This window comes from Halobacteriovorax sp. YZS-3-1, assembly GCF_047084945.1.
GTDB lineage: Bacteria > Bdellovibrionota > Bacteriovoracia > Bacteriovoracales > Bacteriovoracaceae > Halobacteriovorax_A > Halobacteriovorax_A vibrionivorans.
Map to the genome: position 1 here is coordinate 339712 of NZ_JBKIYI010000002.1, position 18966 is coordinate 358677.

The 18966-nt window shown below is 35.8% G+C and carries 23 protein-coding genes; 12 read left to right on the top strand and 11 right to left on the bottom strand.

Features of this window, described 5'->3' with window-relative positions; genetic code table 11:
- Positions 1 to 57: 57 nt before the first annotated feature.
- The gene (locus ACMAZI_RS11595; protein WP_115361651.1) at positions 58 to 1446 is read left to right on the top strand and encodes a hypothetical protein; all 1389 of its coding nucleotides are present in this window, start codon (positions 58 to 60) and stop codon (positions 1444 to 1446) included.
- A 30-nt stretch (positions 1447 to 1476) separates the two neighbouring features.
- On the opposite strand, the gene ACMAZI_RS11600 is transcribed toward ACMAZI_RS11595, so the two are convergent.
- Entirely contained in the window at positions 1477 to 2304 is an 828-nt protein-coding gene (locus tag ACMAZI_RS11600) for a mechanosensitive ion channel family protein (RefSeq protein WP_115361649.1), read from the bottom strand.
- Positions 2305 to 2312: 8 nt separating this feature from the next.
- Positions 2313 to 3020: a YdiY family protein gene (locus tag ACMAZI_RS11605; protein WP_115361647.1), complete on the bottom strand. Its 708-nt coding sequence runs from the start codon at positions 3018 to 3020 to the stop codon at positions 2313 to 2315.
- A 361-nt stretch (positions 3021 to 3381) separates the two neighbouring features.
- Between ACMAZI_RS11605 and ACMAZI_RS11610 the strand changes: the two genes are divergently transcribed.
- Positions 3382 to 3855, top strand: coding sequence for a chemotaxis protein CheX (locus tag ACMAZI_RS11610; protein WP_115361645.1), 474 nt, complete (start codon positions 3382 to 3384; stop codon positions 3853 to 3855).
- Here the strand turns inward: ACMAZI_RS11610 and ACMAZI_RS11615 are convergent, their stop codons facing one another.
- Both ACMAZI_RS11615 and ACMAZI_RS11620 read right to left on the bottom strand, forming a co-directional pair.
- On the bottom strand, positions 3856 to 4500 hold the full coding sequence (locus ACMAZI_RS11615) for an O-methyltransferase (RefSeq protein WP_115361643.1): 645 nt from the start codon (positions 4498 to 4500) through the stop codon (positions 3856 to 3858).
- Positions 4488 to 4670: a hypothetical protein gene (locus ACMAZI_RS11620; protein ID WP_412474127.1), complete on the bottom strand. Its 183-nt coding sequence runs from the start codon at positions 4668 to 4670 to the stop codon at positions 4488 to 4490. The genes ACMAZI_RS11615 and ACMAZI_RS11620 overlap by 13 nt, the downstream gene beginning before the upstream one ends.
- A gap of 250 nt (positions 4671 to 4920) precedes the next feature.
- Here ACMAZI_RS11620 and ACMAZI_RS11625 point away from each other — a divergent pair, with 250 nt between their 5' ends.
- The 3 genes from ACMAZI_RS11625 (at position 4921) to ACMAZI_RS11635 (ending at position 8883) form a co-directional block, all read left to right on the top strand.
- Entirely contained in the window at positions 4921 to 6435 is a 1515-nt protein-coding gene (locus ACMAZI_RS11625) for a potassium/proton antiporter (protein WP_115361639.1), read from the top strand.
- 31 nt (positions 6436 to 6466) lie between these two features.
- Positions 6467 to 7882, top strand: coding sequence for an MATE family efflux transporter (locus ACMAZI_RS11630; RefSeq protein WP_115361637.1), 1416 nt, complete (start codon positions 6467 to 6469; stop codon positions 7880 to 7882).
- 68 nt (positions 7883 to 7950) lie between these two features.
- Positions 7951 to 8883, top strand: coding sequence for a murein L,D-transpeptidase catalytic domain-containing protein (locus ACMAZI_RS11635; protein ID WP_412474128.1), 933 nt, complete (start codon positions 7951 to 7953; stop codon positions 8881 to 8883).
- Here the strand turns inward: ACMAZI_RS11635 and ACMAZI_RS11640 are convergent.
- The 3 genes from ACMAZI_RS11640 to ACMAZI_RS11650 form a co-directional block, all read right to left on the bottom strand.
- Positions 8880 to 9749, bottom strand: coding sequence for a mechanosensitive ion channel family protein (locus ACMAZI_RS11640; RefSeq protein ID WP_412474129.1), 870 nt, complete (start codon positions 9747 to 9749; stop codon positions 8880 to 8882). The genes ACMAZI_RS11635 and ACMAZI_RS11640 overlap by 4 nt on opposite strands.
- Positions 9750 to 9826: 77 nt before the next feature.
- On the bottom strand, positions 9827 to 10720 hold the full coding sequence (locus ACMAZI_RS11645; protein WP_120404213.1) for a patatin-like phospholipase family protein: 894 nt from the start codon (positions 10718 to 10720) through the stop codon (positions 9827 to 9829).
- Positions 10695 to 11429 (bottom strand): hypothetical protein, encoded by a 735-nt coding sequence (locus ACMAZI_RS11650; protein ID WP_120404214.1) that lies wholly within the window; start codon positions 11427 to 11429, stop codon positions 10695 to 10697. Before ACMAZI_RS11650 ends, ACMAZI_RS11645 begins: the two co-directional genes overlap by 26 nt.
- Before the next feature lie 121 nt (positions 11430 to 11550).
- Between ACMAZI_RS11650 and ACMAZI_RS11655 the strand changes: the two genes are divergently transcribed.
- Complete coding sequence (locus ACMAZI_RS11655) at positions 11551 to 12003, top strand: PPC domain-containing DNA-binding protein (RefSeq protein WP_115361627.1); 453 nt, start codon at positions 11551 to 11553, stop codon at positions 12001 to 12003.
- Positions 12004 to 12023: 20 nt separating this feature from the next.
- Here the strand turns inward: ACMAZI_RS11655 and ACMAZI_RS11660 are convergent, their stop codons facing one another.
- From ACMAZI_RS11660 to ACMAZI_RS11670, 3 genes are all read right to left on the bottom strand, one after another.
- A complete protein-coding gene (locus ACMAZI_RS11660) occupies positions 12024 to 12578 on the bottom strand; it encodes a hypothetical protein (RefSeq protein ID WP_115361625.1) in 555 nt (184 codons plus the stop codon).
- 38 nt (positions 12579 to 12616) lie between these two features.
- A complete protein-coding gene (locus ACMAZI_RS11665) occupies positions 12617 to 12814 on the bottom strand; it encodes a DUF2892 domain-containing protein (RefSeq protein ID WP_120404215.1) in 198 nt (65 codons plus the stop codon).
- Between the two features lie 82 nt (positions 12815 to 12896).
- The gene (locus ACMAZI_RS11670; RefSeq protein ID WP_115361621.1) at positions 12897 to 13514 is read right to left on the bottom strand and encodes a 2OG-Fe(II) oxygenase; all 618 of its coding nucleotides are present in this window, start codon (positions 13512 to 13514) and stop codon (positions 12897 to 12899) included.
- A gap of 146 nt (positions 13515 to 13660) precedes the next feature.
- Here ACMAZI_RS11670 and ACMAZI_RS11675 point away from each other — a divergent pair, with 146 nt between their 5' ends.
- The 3 genes from ACMAZI_RS11675 (at position 13661) to ACMAZI_RS11685 (ending at position 14757) form a co-directional block, all read left to right on the top strand.
- Positions 13661 to 14074, top strand: coding sequence for a VOC family protein (locus ACMAZI_RS11675; RefSeq protein ID WP_115361619.1), 414 nt, complete (start codon positions 13661 to 13663; stop codon positions 14072 to 14074).
- A gap of 32 nt (positions 14075 to 14106) precedes the next feature.
- The gene (locus tag ACMAZI_RS11680) at positions 14107 to 14274 is read left to right on the top strand and encodes a hypothetical protein (RefSeq protein WP_162929507.1); all 168 of its coding nucleotides are present in this window, start codon (positions 14107 to 14109) and stop codon (positions 14272 to 14274) included.
- 90 nt (positions 14275 to 14364) lie between these two features.
- The gene (locus ACMAZI_RS11685) at positions 14365 to 14757 is read left to right on the top strand and encodes a hypothetical protein (RefSeq protein ID WP_115361617.1); all 393 of its coding nucleotides are present in this window, start codon (positions 14365 to 14367) and stop codon (positions 14755 to 14757) included.
- Between the two features lie 19 nt (positions 14758 to 14776).
- On the opposite strand, the gene ACMAZI_RS11690 is transcribed toward ACMAZI_RS11685, so the two are convergent.
- Positions 14777 to 16111, bottom strand: coding sequence for a sensor histidine kinase (locus ACMAZI_RS11690; protein ID WP_120404216.1), 1335 nt, complete (start codon positions 16109 to 16111; stop codon positions 14777 to 14779).
- Positions 16112 to 16277: 166 nt separating this feature from the next.
- Here ACMAZI_RS11690 and ACMAZI_RS11695 point away from each other — a divergent pair, with 166 nt between their 5' ends.
- From ACMAZI_RS11695 to ACMAZI_RS11705, 3 genes are read left to right on the top strand one after another with little or no spacing between them, the layout of a single operon-like run.
- Positions 16278 to 17045, top strand: a complete 768-nt coding sequence (locus ACMAZI_RS11695) for an efflux RND transporter periplasmic adaptor subunit (protein WP_412474130.1) — start codon at positions 16278 to 16280, stop codon at positions 17043 to 17045.
- 17 nt (positions 17046 to 17062) lie between these two features.
- Positions 17063 to 18289 carry an ABC transporter permease gene (locus ACMAZI_RS11700; RefSeq protein ID WP_412475127.1) on the top strand — a complete coding sequence of 409 codons (1227 nt, stop codon included), beginning with the start codon at positions 17063 to 17065 and terminating at the stop codon, positions 18287 to 18289.
- On the top strand, positions 18289 to 18960 hold the full coding sequence (locus tag ACMAZI_RS11705) for an ABC transporter ATP-binding protein (protein WP_115361608.1): 672 nt from the start codon (positions 18289 to 18291) through the stop codon (positions 18958 to 18960). The genes ACMAZI_RS11700 and ACMAZI_RS11705 overlap by 1 nt, the downstream gene beginning before the upstream one ends.
- Positions 18961 to 18966 lie beyond the last annotated feature (6 nt).

Here is an 18966-nt window from a genome sequence, read left to right on the forward strand (position 1 = left end):
AAAAGGATATTATAAGAAATATAAGGTTTTGGCCAAGATGTGACCGATAAGTAAGTTATGAAAATTGTGTCTCTAACGTCATTCTTATTACTTTTTGGCCTGTCTTCATTTGCAAATGAGTCTGGTGTTATTTATCGCCATGAAAAGATACAAATTGAATATGATCGAAATGAAGATAAGTTCATCTTTAAAAATGGAAATTTTTTAAAGGAATACCCACGTTTTCGCTATCGCGATATGATTTTGGAAAAATTCATTCAAGTCCCAAGTGAGGATCGCCAGAAGCTTGAGGAGCGACTTAAGCTGATTAAGAATACATATCGAATGGGGGATGCTGCTCCTGAAGAAGTTCTCTCTTCAGCTCTTTCGGATTTTGAAACCATTAATAATGCTAAAGATTACGATTGTGGAGATTCAAGAATCTCAATCAATGAAGAGAGTCCAGACTTTGTTGTTGATATGGAAATTCCAAAGATTGAATTAAAGAAGGATAGTTTTCTAGGTCTTGGAGAACTTCAATCTGCAGAATTTGAGTTAAACACTAGTAATGATAATCCTCTGCATGGTGCACTAATGTTTGTTGGTGTAACTGAGTATGAAAAGAGGGATACGTTTGAAGGAGATGACCGAGGCTTAACCTTTGGAGCAAAACCTTCGGCCAGGTTCAAATATGAAAATGGAGAGTTATCTATTAGTTACAGTTCTAAAGTCTATACAAAGCTAGTTTCTAAGCCTTGTGGAATAGTTGAAATTGGTGGACTGATGTATCAAAGACATTGTTATCAGAATGAGGACGGTACTTGGAATCAAGAAGCTTTGAATCGAGATGATTTAGATATCAAGGTTTATCGTCGCATTGGTGATGATAAATCTACTTTTGTTGAAGTTGGTGTTGGTATTACAACATTTGATGATAAAGGTCTTGCAGCATCGACTCAAAGAGGATGGCATGAGTTAACTCAAGAAAATGGGACTGTTCAGTATGAGAATGTTGAGCATATGGAACGAGTGATGTCTCCTAAAGCAAATATAAGAATAGGTAAAATCATTGATCTAACAGACCCTGATAACAAAGTCTCCCTTTCTTCTGAGGTTTATACCGGAGGGCAAGTCTCTTATATCGGTGGAAATGAGAACTTTATTTCAATCGGTGGAGATTTAAAAATTAAAATCAACAATGATGACAAGTCGAAGTTTCCAATTGTTGAGACGCGCTTTTATTACGATGCTCAAATAACTCAATTGAATGAAGTTAATGAAAACTATGGAGTCGAGGCGAGAGCAAACCTCTATGAAAGAGATAAGTCGAGAGTGTTTTTTAAAGTTGGAATGGGTGTTGAAGATGATTATTATAATCGTTTATATGAACTTTATGGACAATCTTTTGTCGACGATCGTTTAGACCTTCAGCATTACTTGGGAATCGGCTTTGAACAAAGGTTCTAGGGATCTCTCCCTAAAACCTTGCTTATATTTTTACTTACTTTCTTGATATAAGTGAACATCTCTTTGAGGAAATGGTATTGAAATTCCTTCGCTATCAAAAGTTAATTTAACTTGTTCGTGTAGCTCAAAGTGAACAGTCCAATAATCAGCTGATTTAACCCAAGGTCTAACCGCAAAGTTAATAGAGCTATCTGCAAGTGCTAGGACAGCAACTACTGGTGCAGGATCATCTAGAGTTAGAGGGTGATCATTAACTAATTTATTAAGTATTTCCTTGGCCTTCTTAATGTCGTCATCATAGCCAATCCCAAAAACAAGATCCACTCTTCGCACATCTTCAGCAGAGTAGTTAACAATACTTCCTGATGATAGACCACCATTTGGAAGGATTACTCGCTTATTATCTGGTGTGTTTAGACTCGTACAAAATAATCCAATCTCTCTAACTTTCCCCGAATAACCTTGGCCTTCGATAAAGTCACCAACTCTAAAGGGCTTAAAGAAAAGGATGAGAACGCCACCAGCAAGATTTCCTAGAGCATCTTTAAGAGACATACCGACAGCAAGACCAGCGGCACCGAGTAGAGCAACAAAGCTTGTCGTCTTAATACCAACCATACCTACGACTGAGATTAAAAGACCTACCTTTAAGGTAATGCTAATGATTGTTACGATAAACTTTCTAATTGAAACATCAACTTTCTTTTTAGTTAAAACCTTTTGGAAAAACTTCTCAATATAGCTTATAAGTTTTAAACCAACGACAAGTACAATGATGACCTTAACAAGGATAAACCCATATTCGGCCATTAGCTTTGTTACCTTTTCAATATTTGCTTCATTTAATAATTCGTTCATCATCTCTCCTAGAACTTTGCAATCAGACTAAGTGTTGTCTTATAGTCATGCTGATCGCGACCTTCTACTGGCTCATTCTCATATTCCCATAGTACAGCTGATTTTAATGTAAATGTTTTATTGATTAGTGTTAGTAGTGATGGTTCCATTTTTACAATATAGTTTTCACTATTTTCTAAACTTGGAATATATTCTACCCAGTACTTTGCTTCAATTCCTTTAGTGTAGATATAGCTAACTTCAGAATATAAACGCAGTTTATGCTCATGATTATCTGGTTCGTCTTGAACAAAGTTTTCGCGAGTATAACGATAACCTGCTTCAATTAAGACCTTTAGTTTCTCTTCATCGACTAATTTATATTGAAGACCAATATCGATGTTATTTCTGGCCCAAAAACCTTTGAATTGATCAGACTCAAAAAAGTCTGCAACAAAGATATCAAGGCGAGAATTTAGGTCGTGATCAAATCTTAAAAGAGCGGTCCAATTATCATCATCTAAAACACCATCGGATTCTCCACGTGAGTATGATCCATTAAGTGTGAACTTATTCTTTGGCCATTTATAAGAATTTCGAGTGGCAAATTCATAAGTCTTATTATTTGTATTTCCACCTGAAGTGATAAATGTCAGCTCATCTTCCGAAGTGAATTGCGCAAATGCGCTCGAAGATAAGATTGTAGAAATTAGAAAAGCGTAAACTATTTTAAACATGTAAAATCCTTTATTTATGTAAGTATTCTATATTTATTTTTATAATCATTGGTCTTAAAACTGTCTAATATAATTAACTCAAATTTACTTTGACCTAACCCTATACAATGTGATGCAGGGTAGTTAATGAGTTAACTTTGTTTTTAACTTCCAAAATACGATGAAAACTGCCAAGTATCTCTGTGTTTAGATAACCATTATTTGTCAGTGATGATTGCCTTGATGAAATATCAGATAGTTAAGTAGTTAACTAAAAAAGTCTATTAAATGAATCAAACATGAGGGCAAAATGGGTCTTCATTTGTAGTAAATGCTTTAACCAATTAAAATCAAATTAGTTGATAAGACGGAGATAGTTTTAATGGAGTTGATCGAGCCATTTTTGAATGCGTTGCTAGAAGTATTTAAGAAGCAGTTAAATATTCCTCTACTAGCTGGAGAGGTAAATCCAAATATTGAGTTTTCTGAGGCATTGGAAATTGTAGGTCTTATAACGATAAAGAGCGAAAGGATAACAGGGGAATTAGCAATCTGCTTTCCTAAAAACAGCTACCTAGCAATTTATAACCATATGTTCTCTGAACAAAGAAGCGAGATTTCAGATGATATCTGTGATTCTGCTGGTGAGTTCGTAAATATGGTATTAGGACAAGCTAAGGCCGATATCAATAAGATCACAGGCTTAACAGTTGAAAGAGCAACTCCTGAAGTCATATGTGGTGAGAAGGTTGATGAAAGTCGAATTACAGGGCCTCGTACAGTGACGATTCCATTTCAATTACCTGGCGAAATGAATGAGAAGAAATTCTATATGAGTCTTACCATTGATGAATAATTACTTTCTTTGAATTAAATAAAGTCCATCTCTTATTGGAAGCATTGTTTTAAAAAGATCATCTCGAGATTCAACGTAGTCATTGAACTCAGCGATTGCATTTACTGACTTATCCTCACTTGGCATATCATCAGTTGCAACACGTCCTGCTCGTAAAACATTATCAACCACGATAACGCCCTTTGTAGAAAGTAGCTTAAGGGCAAATTCAAGATAATTCTTATAGCTTCCTTTATCTGCATCGATAAAAACTAAATCAAAGCTTTGATCAGTTAAACTTTCTAGCACCTGGTTTGCATCACCAAATAAAGCTTCAATTTTTTTACCATGTGGACTTTTATCCCAATAAGATTTTGCAAAAGTATTTATTTTTTTATTCTTATCAATAGTTATCACTTTACCGTCTTCTGGTAAGAACTCGGCCATCGAAAGAGCTGAGTAACCAGTAAAAGTACCAATATCAAGAATGTTCTTATATTCATTAAGGTTAATGAAGAAGCCCAAAAGTGAAGCAACCAATTCACCAGAGATCATGTGGCCAAGAGGATGCTTATCCTTTGTATAATCTCCAAGTTGAACACATAGCTCACTTGGAGTATTTGATTTCTTTAAGCAATATTCTTCAACTAATTCTAAATTTTCCATTGAAACTCGATTAATTTATTACCACTGATCTCATCGCACACGCTTGTTAATTCTTTTGAGAGAAATAACATTGAGATATAGGCATTGTATTTAATGATATATTTAAATCCAGGTGAAAGGTAGCGATCAAGACTCTCTTTGAGCTCCAAACACTCAGGTATTTGTGTCATATAAGACTTTTCAAACTTAAGTTGCTTTTGCCCTTTTTGTCTAGGGGAATTTAATATACTAAGTTACATAAAATTCACAGCTTAGATCCTAATCTCTCTTTGTTTACTTTTTCTTATTTGGTTGTTTATTAGAAAAATTAGAGAATTTTAAATATCAATCGGTATAGTGAGTATGAAAATATTAATAATTAACAAAATAACCCGATGTTTTTACTAAAGTTTTGTGCCAATAAACCGATAAGATGCTTTGATGGAGCAGTTTTTAAATAATTTCCTTTTGGGGTCTTCAATTCTTTTACTACTAAGCGTGGTTTTGAGTAAGTCCTCAAGTCGATTTGGTCTACCTGTTCTAATCCTCTTTCTTATTATTGGAATGCTTGCTGGTTCAGATGGAATCGGAGGCATCAATTTTAGCAATTTTGAACTAACTCATTCATTAAGTCTTGTTGCTCTTTGTTTAATAATTTTCACTGGTGGATTTGAAACTCCATTTAATAAAATAAAGCGCGACTTTGGTCGCGGTGTGGCCTTGTCCTCTCTTGGGGTTGTCTTTACAACACTCTTAGTTGGTGGCTTCACTCATCTTATCACTGATATTGGAATATTAGAGTCGCTTCTTATCGGTGCCATTCTATCAGCAACCGATGCAGCTGCAGTCTTTTCAGCTTTTAAAGATCCAAATACCCAAGTAGGTGATGTTAAAAATATTTTAAGATTTGAATCAGGAAGTAACGACCCGATGGCCTACTTTCTTGTTTCCGTTCTTCTGGGCTTTATTGAGCAGGGGATTGGAGATGTAAAGGATACCGCCTTTCTACTTTTTTCAAATCCGGCCATTGGACTTGCTGGTGGATGGGTTATTGCTCGTGCATTTATTCTAATTAATAATGTAATAAAACTAGACTACAATGGCCTATACCCTCCATTAACAATAGCTGCTCTCTTCTTGGGTTATTCTGTAACCACAAAGCTAGGTGGAAATGGTTTCTTGGCCGTCTATGTATTTGGGATGATTATTGGAAACAAGAAGATCCTACATAAAAACTTGCTAACACTCTTCTTTGATGGAATGACTTGGCTATCACAAATCGGACTATTTGTTATGCTTGGACTTCTTGTATTTCCAAGCCGACTACCAAGTATTGCTCCAACTGGTTTGTTAATTGCTGTCTTCCTAACTTTTGCGGCCAGGCCAATTAGTGTATTTCTTTGTCTTGTAAAAAGTCGCTTTAACTTAAATGAAAAGATCTTTGTTTCATGGGCAGGACTTAAGGGTGCAACGCCAATTGTTTTTGCAAGCTTTGCGGCAACTCACATGGGGGAGCGTGCTCACACTATTTTTGATATTGTTTTCTTCGTTGTTATTATTTCTGCTTTAATTCAAGGCTCAACGTTGAAGATAATGGCAAGAAAGCTTGGGCTTATCGTTGAGCAAGAAGATGAAGCGAATTTCCCTGTGGACTTAGAGCTACTTGAGCAAACAAAGCACGGTATCGTTCAACTTGAAATTAGAGAGACTGACTTTGCTGTTGATAATCGTGTTGTTGATCTTGGTCTACCAACTGGCTCTGTTGTACTCTTCATTAAGAGGCATGGCGCTTTTATTATTCCAGATGGTGCCACTGTATTTGAAAAAGGGGATAAAATTCTTTTAGTGACTAAACTAAAAGAAGAATTAGAAAAAGCTCAAGAGTGTTTTATAAAAAAAAAGATTGAAGATTTGATTGAAGAAGTTGATGATACGGAGGAATTAAAAGTGGCCTAAACTTAGTTAAGTCACGAACTAAAGGATATTTGTGGAAGGAAGAGATCTTACACAAGGATCTGTCATCAAATCTTTATTTAAGTTGTCAGTTCCAATTGTTATGGCAAATTTTTTACAAACGGCCTATCAGTTGACTGATACATTTTGGGTGGGTCGCTTAGGGACAAATGCTATAGCCTCACTTTCACTTTCATTTCCAATTTTATTTCTATTAATTTCTATGGGAGCAGGCTTTGCTGTTAGTGGAACGATTTTAGTTGCTCAGTACACAGGCCAAAGAAATACACCGATGGTTTCTAAGGTATGTCTTCATACCTTAATTATTATACTCGCCACATCAGCTCTACTTGCTGGGATTGCTTATGCAGTTATCCCTTATGTTATTGAGGCAATGACACCAACGGTAGAGATTCAAAAGATTACAACATCATATCTTAGAATATCATTCATAGGTCTTATATTTAGTTATCTTTATATGATGTTCCAGTCTCTTTATCGTGGTGTTGGAGATGTGAAGACTCCTTTTTATATTGTTCTCTTCTCTGTCATCTTAAACTTTATAATCGATCCGATTTTAATTATGGGATGGGGCCCAGTTCCTGCATATGGTGTTGATGGAGCTGCTTTTGCAACTATTTGCACGCAGGGGCTTTCTGCTATTATCGCCTTATATCTTTTAGCAAAAGGAAAAGGTGGAATAAAAATTAATTTTAAAAAGATTGATTTTGATTTCACTCTTGCTAAGAAAATTATTAATCTAGGTTTCCCTGCTTCTGCTGAACAATCTTCACGTGCACTGGCCATGACAATTATGACTTTCCTTATCGCTACTTTTGGAGATGTCGTTCTCGCTGCATATGGAATTGGAATTCGTGTATTAACTTTAATGATTATTCCAAGTCTTGGATTTGCCATGGCAACATCAACTCTAGTAGGACAAAATATTGGAGCAGGAAAGATAGAGAGAACAAAAGAAGTTACCAGTAAAGCATTATGGGTCATCTTTATTGTTCTAACCATTGCTGGAATTGGATTCTTTATCTTTGCAGAGCAAACATTGCAAATCTTTGTCCCTGGAGAATTTGCCGTCATTAAAGAAGGCGCAGTATTTATTCGCGTTATAGCTCTAACATTTGGACTCATAGGTGTTCAACAAGTATGTTCCGGTGCCATGAGAGGTGGGGGAAGTCCAATGATCTCGATGATGGTGGCCATCATTTCATTATGGGTAATCAGATTTCCTGTTGCTTATCTTCTTTCAAAACATACTCAATTAGCTCAAGTTGGAATCTATTTCTCATTTGTCGTTGGAAATATTCTTGGTGCGGCAATGGCAATTACAATTATTAAAAAGAATAGATGGATAAAGAACCTAACAGATGTCTTTACACCTCAGGAAAATAAGGTGATGGAAGAGGTTATTAAAGACGATATAGGCTATGAGTAGTCCTTTAAACGTCAACATTCTTTATTAAGTTTCGATCATTTCCTCCGATAAGGAATCTAGGGGGAGATGTGAGGTTATTCTTATTTTCATTGTTATTCATGCAATTATCGATACTTGCAGAAGAGGTTATTCCAACTTCTTACGAGTCAGATCCAGAAATTAGCACTGAATGTGCCCCAAAAGATGTCTTACCAGAGATTCAAATTATTCTTGATGCAATTGATGATGTTTTTGAAGTCACAGATAATATTTATCGTGGAGAAGAATGTAATTTCTTTGAGGACTTTAGAGACCAAGGTGTTCCTGAAGATGCACTAAAGCAGGCTCTACTTTATTATCGAGATCATAAAAATACTTTTAAAAATAAGAATTATATTTCAATTGCAGACTATTCACAAAGCTCTACTCAAAAGCGCTTCTTTCTGTTGAATATGAAAACAGGAGAGGTGGAATATAAGAAAGTTTCTCATGGTAGTGGCTCACTTGGTGGCGTGAAGTATAGTGACGCTACAATTAAAGATGGAAAAGTCATAAAGTCTTCTAATCATAATGGGATGATGAGACGTTGTCGTATCCCTCAAAATTCGCGAACAAGACAAAAGCATGACCAATGGGCAATGACACGTCCAGGCTTCTTTAAAACTGCAAACTTCTATATGTCTGCTTCTCATGACGAAAGGGTTAAGGGTCAAAGAGGTTGGCCAACTTTTAGTGTGAATGGGCGAAACTATAATGGCATGAGAATGGAAGGGCTCGTTGATGGAGTAAATGATAAGGCCATGTCACAAGGTGTTGTTATGCATGAAGCTTATTATAATCGAGGAAAGGTTATGGGGCGAAGCTTTGGATGTCCTGCCTTTGTTCCAGGTGAAGGTCGTGATGTAATGGAGAAAATTAGTAATGGCTCCCTCTATTACTCATACGTACCAATAGAGGGATGCCGTGAAGATCATAAGAAAGTTCTGGCCGAAGTTAAAGGCTGGCAACAGATGTGTAATTAGCCTTTATTAACGTCCAAAGAATTTCCAAACTCAAGTGTTCTAATAGGAAATGGGATGGTAATTCCATTTTCATCATAAAATTTCTTAATAGTTTTTACAGCTTCATGACGTGCCTGAAAATATGCATTTCCATTATTGTAGTGAACCCAAACTCTAGCACTTAAATTAATTGAACTATCGCCAAATTCTTCAAAGAAGACTTCAACCGGAATATCATCAATACGGCCATTGATTGAAGATAGGGCATCTTTTGTAACTCGCTCAACCTTATCTAAATCATCGCGATATGAAACACCAACAGCTAGATCTACTCGTCTTCTTGGTGTACTTGTGTAATTGATAAAAGGCTTAGTGAACATATCCTTATTAGGAATAAAGACCTCAAGGCCCTGGAAAGTTGTTACACTTGTAATTCTAAATTCTATATTTGTAACTTGTCCGATAATAGTATCGATTTCAATGATATCTCCTAATTGGTAAGGTTCGCGGTAAGCGATAAGAAGACCTGCTACGAAGTTTGCAGCAATTTCTTGAAAGGCAAAACCTAGAGCAATACCAATAACCCCAGCACCGGCAAGAATTGAAGTAACAGTCTTTTCAAGCCCCATTATTTCAAGAGCTGTAAAGACACCAATTAAAATGACAACGATATTTACAATTGAACTTACTAAGTTATTTACAGATCTCTTATAAGAAATTTTTGGAAGTACTTTATTAACTCCCTTTCGAATCACTCCCCCTAGATAGAAGAAGAAAATAAGAACGACAAAGGCAACAACAAGATTGGGAATGTTTTTGATAACGGCTTCATACCAAAGAGAAAGCTTCTCTGTTAGAAGTGAAATCATTTTTTCGTGATTAAACAAATTAAACTCCATTTTAATTTATATCTTAATGATAACGATAAAATTATGAAAAATAAAAAATCATTCTCATAATTTAATTATTTAATAAAAATTTGAGAAAGTTTCTTTTTATAAATATTAGAAATAACGCGCGGTATCCTAAACGGTAGAAACTCAATGATCAGCTTTTTGAGAAACTCGAGATAATTAGCATTGCGATACCATGAAAGACTTGAAAGTGAGTCGATCATTGGCCTATAGCCTTCGTTTATGAGCTCTTCAATACACTTTGAGTTATTAAGACGATTATACTTACTAAGATCCAGGGATAGGATGATATCTGCATCTTGAATTTGTTCTCTTGTTCTTAAGTCAATTGCAATATCCATAGCATTGCTAATTATGGCAAATGTATCATCTGGTTCTTGGTATTTTTGTACACCATTTAAATCAACCGCAACGATAATTCCAGCACCCATTTTATAAAGAGGTGAGACGGGAACATTCTCCGTGATTCCTCCATCGACGAGGGTTCTTCCTTCTATTACTTGAGGAATGAAGGCCCCTGGCACACATACTGAAGCACAAATTGCATCTGCTAAATTTCCTCTGTGAAAGATGACTTGCTCTCCTGTTGAAATATCAGTTGTACAAATTGCAAGAGGGATCTGTGCATCTTCAATATTTACATCTCCCAGGTCCTTGATGATCATTTCCCTGATTGACTTTGTACTAAAGAAGCCTTTCTTTGGAATAGTCCAGCTTATTGAATCTTTATAATTTAGTTTCTTTGCAAGCTCTTGGAAGTCTTCATAATTCTTTCCAAACGCATAGTAGGAAGCGACAATTGCGCCAACACTTGTACCAGATACGTACGATATCTTGATATTTTTTTCTTCAAAAGCTTTAAGTACACCGATGTGGGCAATTCCTTTAGCAGCTCCACCGCCAAAGGCCACACCAATTTTAGTATTTAGAAAGTTCCATCTCATAGTCTAATCTTAACGGAATATGAGGAACATCTCTACATAAAATACCAATTCCTTTTTCTTGAAGAGAGCTAGCCTTTTTGTCGAGATATCTTGCAAAGCTTAATGCTGAGATATTCATCTTAAGATAATTCTTTAGAAGCTTTTGAGGTGACTTAAGGCCAAGGCTCTTGGCATGTTCTATATAGTAAGGAGTTAGATATGATGTACGCCCAAGAGATTCAAGGACGTGTTTAAAGAGGCAATTATATGGCCCATATTTGATCTCATTTGAGAGTTCTTCTTCGATAAAGTCAGTAATATGGTGAAATCTGTCTTCACTTAGCATCTCTTTTAGATTCTTTTTAAGGTCTTTAGCTCCTATGCTATCTATTTCATTGTACATAAGAGTTGGAGGAGCTTGTTTACCTAGATAGGTCGGTGACTTACTCATTTCAATGAAATCAAGACAGAGAATTGGAATACCTGCTTCACGATAGGACCTAAGTTTCTTATTTAGGCCTTTTGAATAAAAGTGGGCGATTTTTTCAGCAAATATTAATTTATTTGAAATGGACTTACTTTTATTATTTGATATTGATGCATAGAGGCCTCTACGCTGGCGATTTTGTTCAATAGCTTCTTTTAAGTGCTCACTAAAACATTCTGATGCAAAAATTATTTGTCCTGAAATAATTGTGAAAAATAAGAGAATTTTACGCATCTTATACATGTATTATGTTTAGCATTGCTTAATGCTAGCGTCCATCAAGGCTAGAAGATTTTCAGGGTGCAGTGCGGGGGGACTGGAGGCTCTTCTCATTGTATAATTTGTGTAAATTCAGGAGTTTAACATGAAATATATCAAGCAAGAGGAATGTTATTTAATTCGTTTATATAAAGACGAAGATTTATTTTCTGCTCTCGAAGAGTTTGCAGTGGCCGAAGAGCTGTCAGCGGGAATGCTCAAAGGTATTGGGGCATTAAAAGAAGTTGAGTTAGGTTTTTATCACCTTGAGACAAAAACGTACGACAGAAAAGAATTCAATGGAGATTTCGAATTATTAAGTTTGGATGGAAACTTATCATATCTTGATGGAAGGCCATTCTTTCATATTCACACAGTATTAGGTGATGAAGACTTCTCTTGTAAAGGTGGCCATTTATTTAGAGCAAAGGTTGCAGTTACTACTGAAATTTATTTCTTTCCAATAACACAAAGAATTGAAAGAAAAATGGATGAAGAGATAGGCTTAAATTTACTTTCTCTACCAGAAGCATTTTCACGCTGTGGAATTAAGGGATAGGAATTAGGACTGAGAAGCTGTTATTTAAGCCACTTGGTAAAGCGGGCGTGATTACTTAGTTGTTTATTCTCTCTTTTAATTTTGAGTCTAACTCTTTGTTCAAGACTTAGTTCACTATAGATTGGCATATCAAGTATTCGACTTTTTGTGCCAATCTCTAAAGTTTCTAAGTCAATATACATAAGTTGATTATTCGTTACAAAAAAGTAATTTAATTCCCAGTTCCAGTAGTAGCCATATTGAAGAACAAATTCATTAAGACGTTGTTGTAGTTTTTTTGCCTGGCCCGAAATTTCCTTATCGATTTTTTCTTCAACAAGTCTTGTTAATTTTCCGTTTGGAATATCAAAGAGCATTAGAGATTGCGTTTCTTTTAGAAAGGTTGGCAGTTCAGGAAAATCACTGGAAAAATTTCTAAGCATTTCATGTGATTTTTTTTCAATTTCATTTTTTAAAAGAACCATGTAGTTCTCTTTCTTATGCTTCATAAAAAAGAAGTAATAACTACGATCATCAATGTATAAGGATACTTGATCAAAGCCTAGCTCTGATTTGATTAATTCTCTTTCGTTCACAGATATGTCCTCACTCTATAATAGAGTATAACACATATCTACTTTGTGGGATGGGCCTTTCTAGTAGAGAGACCAAGGATTTTATAAGCTGGGCATACTCCTAAAACCCCTGTTATGAGAGGAATTAGACCAATATAGCCCCAGTTACTCTTGGGACCCACAAAAACTAGCGATAATAAGACTAAACCAGCTACGATGCGAAGAATGCGATCTGCATTTCCTTCATTAGTTTTCATTTTAGGCTCCTTTGAAATAATTCTTATTATGAAATCTTTATTTCATATTAATATTAATAAGGTTTAAAATTTCTTGATCTTTCTATGCTCTCATCCACCCCGTTAGAGAAAGTCTTGGCATATGAGCAGTCAGAACTTCATGGGGTAAGTCTTCAGAGATAAAAATTAAAAGTCGACCTTCTTTTGGCCGAATTGTATCAAGAACATTTTCGTGATGATTAAAATCATAGAGAACAACCTCTCCACCATCTCCATCATTCATATCATTTAGATAGAGAATAACACTTAGACGCCTCAAACCTCTTCCTCGATGCTGATCAACATGCTTCTTATAGAAGGCACCAGTATCGTAGAAGGCAAAGTGGCCCTCATAATTTCTAATCCCGAGATAGAAGAGAGGGTTTAAATAATCTTTTAATTGGTTAAGAAAGCTAAAATATTCTTTCAAGGCATTAGTCTGCTCATTTGTATCAGAAGAGATCCATGAGATTTTATCTCTTCGGATATGCTGATCGAGTCGTTTTGTGAGTTGTCTGCCAACTCTTGCTTGATCAAATTCACCAACTTCAAAACGACTAAGTGCTTCATCTTTTAAAGCACGCACTAGTTCGTTATTAATGAGTGTATCACTCACATAGTATCGATTCTTTGCTAGAGAATCGACAAGCCTATCAAGCTCTTTCATTTTAAATGTTCTCACAAGGCGCTTTATCAAAAAAGGCACCGAAAAAAGTGGCAGGAAGGATGGCCACTAAAACTGGATCAGAAAACTGATAAGAAGATTTATGCTGGAAACCTATCTAAGTCAATAAAAATGTAATAGCATTAAATAAAATAGGATCGATTATGATAAAAGCACTTTCTCACTTAGTGATAACATCATCAGATGTTATTAATATTTCAAGGTTTTTTACGGCCGTCTTCGAAGTTGAGGCCCATTTTGCAAATGAAGACTTCGCTGACTTTGTTCTACCAGACAAGAGTCGCGTGGCCTTTTTTAGGCCAGTGGGCAAGGCCAAAGACTATTTTGAACTCATTGATAATCCTGCTCAAGTCTCTTACGGAGTTACGGTTGAAAATGTGGACCAATTCTATGAGCAGCTTATGAACTTAAAGTCTGAGTTTAGCTTTGAAGTGAGTGGAGAGCCAAAGGATCATCCTTGGGGAGAAAAGAGTTTCCTACTCATTGATCCGGACAAAAATCGCTGGGAAATTACCCAATCTCCTAGTAAAGACGGGCACTTAGTGAATCTGGACTAAAGAACTCAACCAATTGTGTCGATAAAGTAATTATGCTTAATATGAAATTTGCGACACCATTATTCTTGTTAATATTGTTCACTGCCTTTATTGGATCATTCATGCAATATGATGATGCCGATGAGGTTACAACCTCCCGTGGGCCAGCTTCGACAACTCTTGGCCAAGAAGGGCCATTGATGTATGAGTGTGATATCTAATTATTATATGTCTTTCATATTTTTAATATAATTGTGATTTTGTTTAGTCTTGGATAAAAATGCCTCGAATTAAAAATTACGAGGTTGAAAATGTTGAAAGCGAAAAGTGTTGTTGTTCTATTATTAATGATTGTTTCAAGTGTCGCTGCTGGTCAGGTTGTGGCATGTCCTGAGTTAAATAACGTGGATCTGGCCTCAAGCTATGATCGTGATGAGTATATAGAAGTTCATTCTGAGAGTTTACCAAAATTAACAAAAGAAGAGTTCTCAAAGTATCCAGCATTTAAAGAATTTGATTATGAATATTGTGCAGATGCACTAGTTCTTAAGCAATTAGAGGCAACTCAAACAGGAAATATCTATACAATAGTTATCTCTATGGAAGACCATTGCGATGGTGGGAATTCATATGGAAATATTCTCGACGAAAGTGGAGAAATTGTTCTTGGAAGTATCGGAGACTCTTTTATCTCATGTTTCTAGCAGTTACGCTTCCAAGGCTTTAAGCTTTTGGGACTTTCACTATTAGGGTTGTATTTTTAGCGTGTGTATCGAGGGTTAATTCTCCTTGGTTTTTTTCTAGAATACTCTTTGATATTGATAGTCCCAATCCTGTTCCTTTACCAACTTCCTTAGTTGTATAAAAGGGATCAAATATCTTCTCGTGATGTTCTTGTGAGATACCTTTTCCAGAATCTGTTAATTTAATAACCAACATTTTTCCTTCTTCAAAAGCTTTTATTCGAATCCATGAATCTTCCTGTCCTTCAATGGCATCATAGGAATTACTTAGTAAATTTAGAAATACTTGTGATAGCTGAACTCGATCAACCTTTACGAGAGTATCAAATTCTTCATCATCAAGACTAAGCTTTAAATCAATCCCATGGGCCTTAAACCTTTCACTACAAATTGATAGAGCATCTTGAAGAATATCTCGAATTGCCACCTCTATTAATTTTTCTCCATTAGAAGAGTCTCTTGAGACAATCCTCAAACTTGTGACAATTTGAGTAATTCTTTTCACTGTATCTGAGATTCGATCAAGATTCTTTTTTAATTCCTCATCACTTAAAGAATTACTTTGCATTTCTTTTTTTAGCTTAAAGACACTTCCGGAAATAATCGTAAGAGGATTGTTAATTTCATGGGCAATCCCACCGGCCATTTCACCAATTGCATTAAGTCTTGAGCTATAGATTAAGCTTTGTTGCGCTTCTTCAAGATCTTTCAGGGTTTCAAATAGTTCCTGGGACTTATGTTGTTCTCGGCGATAACTTCGATCAACAAGTTTTAATATTTGATGAAGAAGAAAACTTAGCATTCCCATGACCCAAACATGAAGAGCTATTTCAGTTACTGGCTTATCAGGAATCAAAATAAGTGAAGCAATCACATAACTTAGGATGCCATAAATAGTCGCGTAGATACTGTATAGATGGCCACGTGATACTTCAAAGAAGATCGAGCTACTTGAAACAATCATGATTAAATATAGAAACCAAAATGGTGAAAAGGGCTCTTTTACCAAAACAAGACTTAAAGGACATAGAAAGGTTAGTGTCGTAAAGTGCCTAAAGACTTCTACTGATTGGGATTTAGTCGTTCTTATACTGATTTGAGATAGAACAAGATTGTAAATGAGAAAGAATAAAATGAATAGGGGACCGATTAGATCGAGACCATTAGTAAGATTATAGATAAAAATTGAAAATGATAAAATGGCCGTAAATGAACCTAGGCATAGGTCCATAATTCGAAGGACTTCTTTAAGGCTAGAAGTCGCAGTTTTTATATTATCGGCCATCTTGAGTCCTAATAGTAAGCTTTTCTTCATTTTATAATTATTGTTTTAGGTAAGACAAATTAATTAATATAACAAACTATAACTTTATCTTAGGCCATATGTTATTGACTTATTAAACTGATATTTATCACTAGCTTTTCTTTGGTCTTATATAATGAGATATGCGAAAATTTTTAGATATTAATCGGAGGATGTCTTGAAAAAGGTTTATATCGCATTAGTTATAATCGTTCTTATTGCAGTGGCCATCGGTGCTAGAGTCTTTTATTTCAAAAAAAACTTTGAATTAATTTCTCCTAAAAAGGGTGATGTGGTTGAGGCGATATATGGACTTGGTAGAGTGGAGTCAGATCAGGAATTTAACGTAAAGATTGGAGTGTTATCAATAGTTGAAAAGCTCTACGTTAAAGAGGGGCAAAGCGTAAAGAAGGGGGATCGTCTTATAAGCTTTGAAGGTCGGGTCCTTTTTAAAGCTCCTTTTGATGGAACAGTTACTCTTGTTGCAAATAAAGAGAGAGAAATTGTACTTCCTCAATTTACAGTTCTTACACTTAAAAATTTAAATCAAAAATACATAGAAGTATCACTTGAGCAAGATGCTGCTTTAAGAGTTTTACCAAAACAAAGAGCAAGACTTGTTTTTGAAAGTCAGTCTCAGCTTAAGTATGAAGGATATGTGAAAACAATCTATCCTAGAGAGGGAGAGTTTATAACACGTATTGAAGTTGAGGGCCTTGAAAAGAGCATTCTACCTGGGATGACGGCAGATGTTGTTATTGAAGTAGGAAAGAAAAAGGATGTACTCCTCATTCCAGTTAAGGCCATAAGCGATGGAAAAGTTCTTCGCATGAGAAATAAGAAACGAGAAAAAGTGGATGTCACAACTGGAAATAGTGATGGCATGTGGGTTGAGGTCGTCTCGGGTGATATCAATTTAGATGATCTTATTTTCATAAAGAGGTAGTGATGCTCTTTCTTGCGATGAAACAACTTTTTTCAAAGAAGAAGCAAACGTTTCTAATTTTATTAGGAATAAGTTTTGGAACCATGCTCTATGTTTCAATCTCTGGAATACAACTAGGGTTTCGCAAATATATTATTAATTCTCTACTAAATAATACGGCCCATATTCTCATCTCGGGAAGAGAGGATATTATCGATCGTAAACTTGTGGACGAATGGTTTTATGCTAATCAAACGGTGAGTTGGATTACTCCTCCTTATGGAAAACGAAGTGAAGCAAAATTAGAAAATTATCAAGGTTGGGCAAATCGTCTTTCAAATCATCCTGAAGTTTATGACTATTGCCCGCGATTAAATATCCAGGTCATGATTAAAAGAGGAGACCTTACTCATAATCTGGCCCTTGTTGGGACTGAGGCAAAACGTCAAATTAGAGTAAGTAAAATAGCTGATTATATGAGAGAGGGAGACTTCTCCTCTTTATCCAGTGGTGGGAATAAGATTATTCTTGGCGTAAAGGCCGCTGAAGAAATAGGTGTACGTGTCGGACAATTTGTAGAAGTGGTTACAGGATCTCTGGATCAGAGAAGTTCGTTTAAGGTTGTAGGGCTTCTTTCATTTGGAGATGAAAATGTTGATAAGTCCATTGCTTTTGCTCATATAGAAGATGTTCAAAAGTTAAATAAAACTCCTGGTCGTATCTCTGAGGTCGCAGTGGCCCTCTTTAATATGGATAAGTCTGGAGAGTTGGCCGATCAATGGTCTCTATTAAGTCATGATAAAGTTGAGGACTGGCGAGAGGCAAATCCCATGTTTATGGAGATGATCATGATGCAGGATATGGTTCGCTATTTTATTACGATAGCAGTACTTATCGTTGCTGCTTTTGGTGTTTATAACGTACTAACAATTATGATTAACCAAAAGAGAAAAGAGATCGCAATATTACGTTCTATCGGCTATGCACCTAAGAAAATTTTAGAGCTCATCATGTACCAAGGAATCTTCTTAGGAATAAGTGGTGGAATTTTGGGAATGATTTTAGGTTATGTTGTCAGTCGATTAGTTGAAAGTATTGAACTTAATATTGATATTGGTGGAAATAATCATTTATTAATTGATTATGCACCATCAACATATGCTATCTCATTTTTTGCGGCCCTTATCGCTTCTTTGATAGCAAGTTTTTTACCGGCCTTATCCGCAAGCCGTATGACTCCAATTGATATCATTAGGGGAGAGTGATGATTCGAGCAGACAATATTGTTAAAGAGTTTGGTGAACCTCCACAACGCATCCTCCATGATATTAGCATGGAGATTAAAGATGGAGAGTTTGTTTCAATTGCAGGCCGTTCTGGAAGTGGAAAATCGACATTATTATATATTATAAGCTCACTAGATGACCCAACCTCAGGACATATTTATATTGATAATAAGAATGTAACTCATATGAGTGTTGATTCTGTTCATGAATTTAGAAGTCGACATATTGGTTTCATTTTTCAATTTCACTATCTATTGCCGGAGTTGACTGCTTTAGAAAATATCCTACTACCTCCCCGAAATTTAGGCTTATTAAAAGAGTATCAAAAACGAGCGAGGTTTCTTTTGGAGCAATTAAATATTGGCTATGTCGCAAATAAATTGCCGAGTCAAATGTCTGGAGGGGAACAACAAAGGGTTGCAATCGCAAGGGCATTAATCATGGAGCCTCGCTATATCTTTGCAGATGAGCCTACTGGAAATCTCGATTCTACTAATGCAGAAGTGGTAATGAATATTTTAAAAGAAACTAATGAGCAAAAGGGAACAACTATTGCTTTGGTAACCCATGATCGCGGCTTTTCTAAAATGGCCGAACGAGAAATCTTTCTAGTTGATGGCCATGTCTCAGAAACTTATACTGGTGCATAATCAAGT

Bases quoted from the DNA above. Each gene is read 5' to 3' on its own strand.
- ACMAZI_RS11595 (WP_115361651.1), top strand. From the start codon at position 58: ATGAAAATTGTGTCTCTAACGTCATTCTTATTACTTTTTGGCCTGTCT.
- ACMAZI_RS11600 (WP_115361649.1), bottom strand. From the start codon at position 2,304: ATGAACGAATTATTAAATGAAGCAAATATTGAAAAGGTAACAAAGCTA.
- ACMAZI_RS11605 (WP_115361647.1), bottom strand. From the start codon at position 3,020: ATGTTTAAAATAGTTTACGCTTTTCTAATTTCTACAATCTTATCTTCG.
- ACMAZI_RS11610 (WP_115361645.1), top strand. From the start codon at position 3,382: ATGGAGTTGATCGAGCCATTTTTGAATGCGTTGCTAGAAGTATTTAAG.
- ACMAZI_RS11615 (WP_115361643.1), bottom strand. From the start codon at position 4,500: ATGGAAAATTTAGAATTAGTTGAAGAATATTGCTTAAAGAAATCAAAT.
- ACMAZI_RS11620 (WP_412474127.1), bottom strand. From the start codon at position 4,670: ATGACACAAATACCTGAGTGTTTGGAGCTCAAAGAGAGTCTTGATCGC.
- ACMAZI_RS11625 (WP_115361639.1), top strand. From the start codon at position 4,921: ATGGAGCAGTTTTTAAATAATTTCCTTTTGGGGTCTTCAATTCTTTTA.
- ACMAZI_RS11645 (WP_120404213.1), bottom strand. From the start codon at position 10,720: ATGAGATGGAACTTTCTAAATACTAAAATTGGTGTGGCCTTTGGCGGT.
- ACMAZI_RS11650 (WP_120404214.1), bottom strand. From the start codon at position 11,429: ATGTATAAGATGCGTAAAATTCTCTTATTTTTCACAATTATTTCAGGA.
- ACMAZI_RS11655 (WP_115361627.1), top strand. From the start codon at position 11,551: ATGAAATATATCAAGCAAGAGGAATGTTATTTAATTCGTTTATATAAA.
- ACMAZI_RS11665 (WP_120404215.1), bottom strand. From the start codon at position 12,814: ATGAAAACTAATGAAGGAAATGCAGATCGCATTCTTCGCATCGTAGCT.
- ACMAZI_RS11675 (WP_115361619.1), top strand. From the start codon at position 13,661: ATGATAAAAGCACTTTCTCACTTAGTGATAACATCATCAGATGTTATT.
- ACMAZI_RS11680 (WP_162929507.1), top strand. From the start codon at position 14,107: ATGCTTAATATGAAATTTGCGACACCATTATTCTTGTTAATATTGTTC.
- ACMAZI_RS11685 (WP_115361617.1), top strand. From the start codon at position 14,365: ATGTTGAAAGCGAAAAGTGTTGTTGTTCTATTATTAATGATTGTTTCA.
- ACMAZI_RS11690 (WP_120404216.1), bottom strand. From the start codon at position 16,111: ATGAAGAAAAGCTTACTATTAGGACTCAAGATGGCCGATAATATAAAA.
- ACMAZI_RS11700 (WP_412475127.1), top strand. From the start codon at position 17,063: ATGAAACAACTTTTTTCAAAGAAGAAGCAAACGTTTCTAATTTTATTA.
- ACMAZI_RS11705 (WP_115361608.1), top strand. From the start codon at position 18,289: ATGATTCGAGCAGACAATATTGTTAAAGAGTTTGGTGAACCTCCACAA.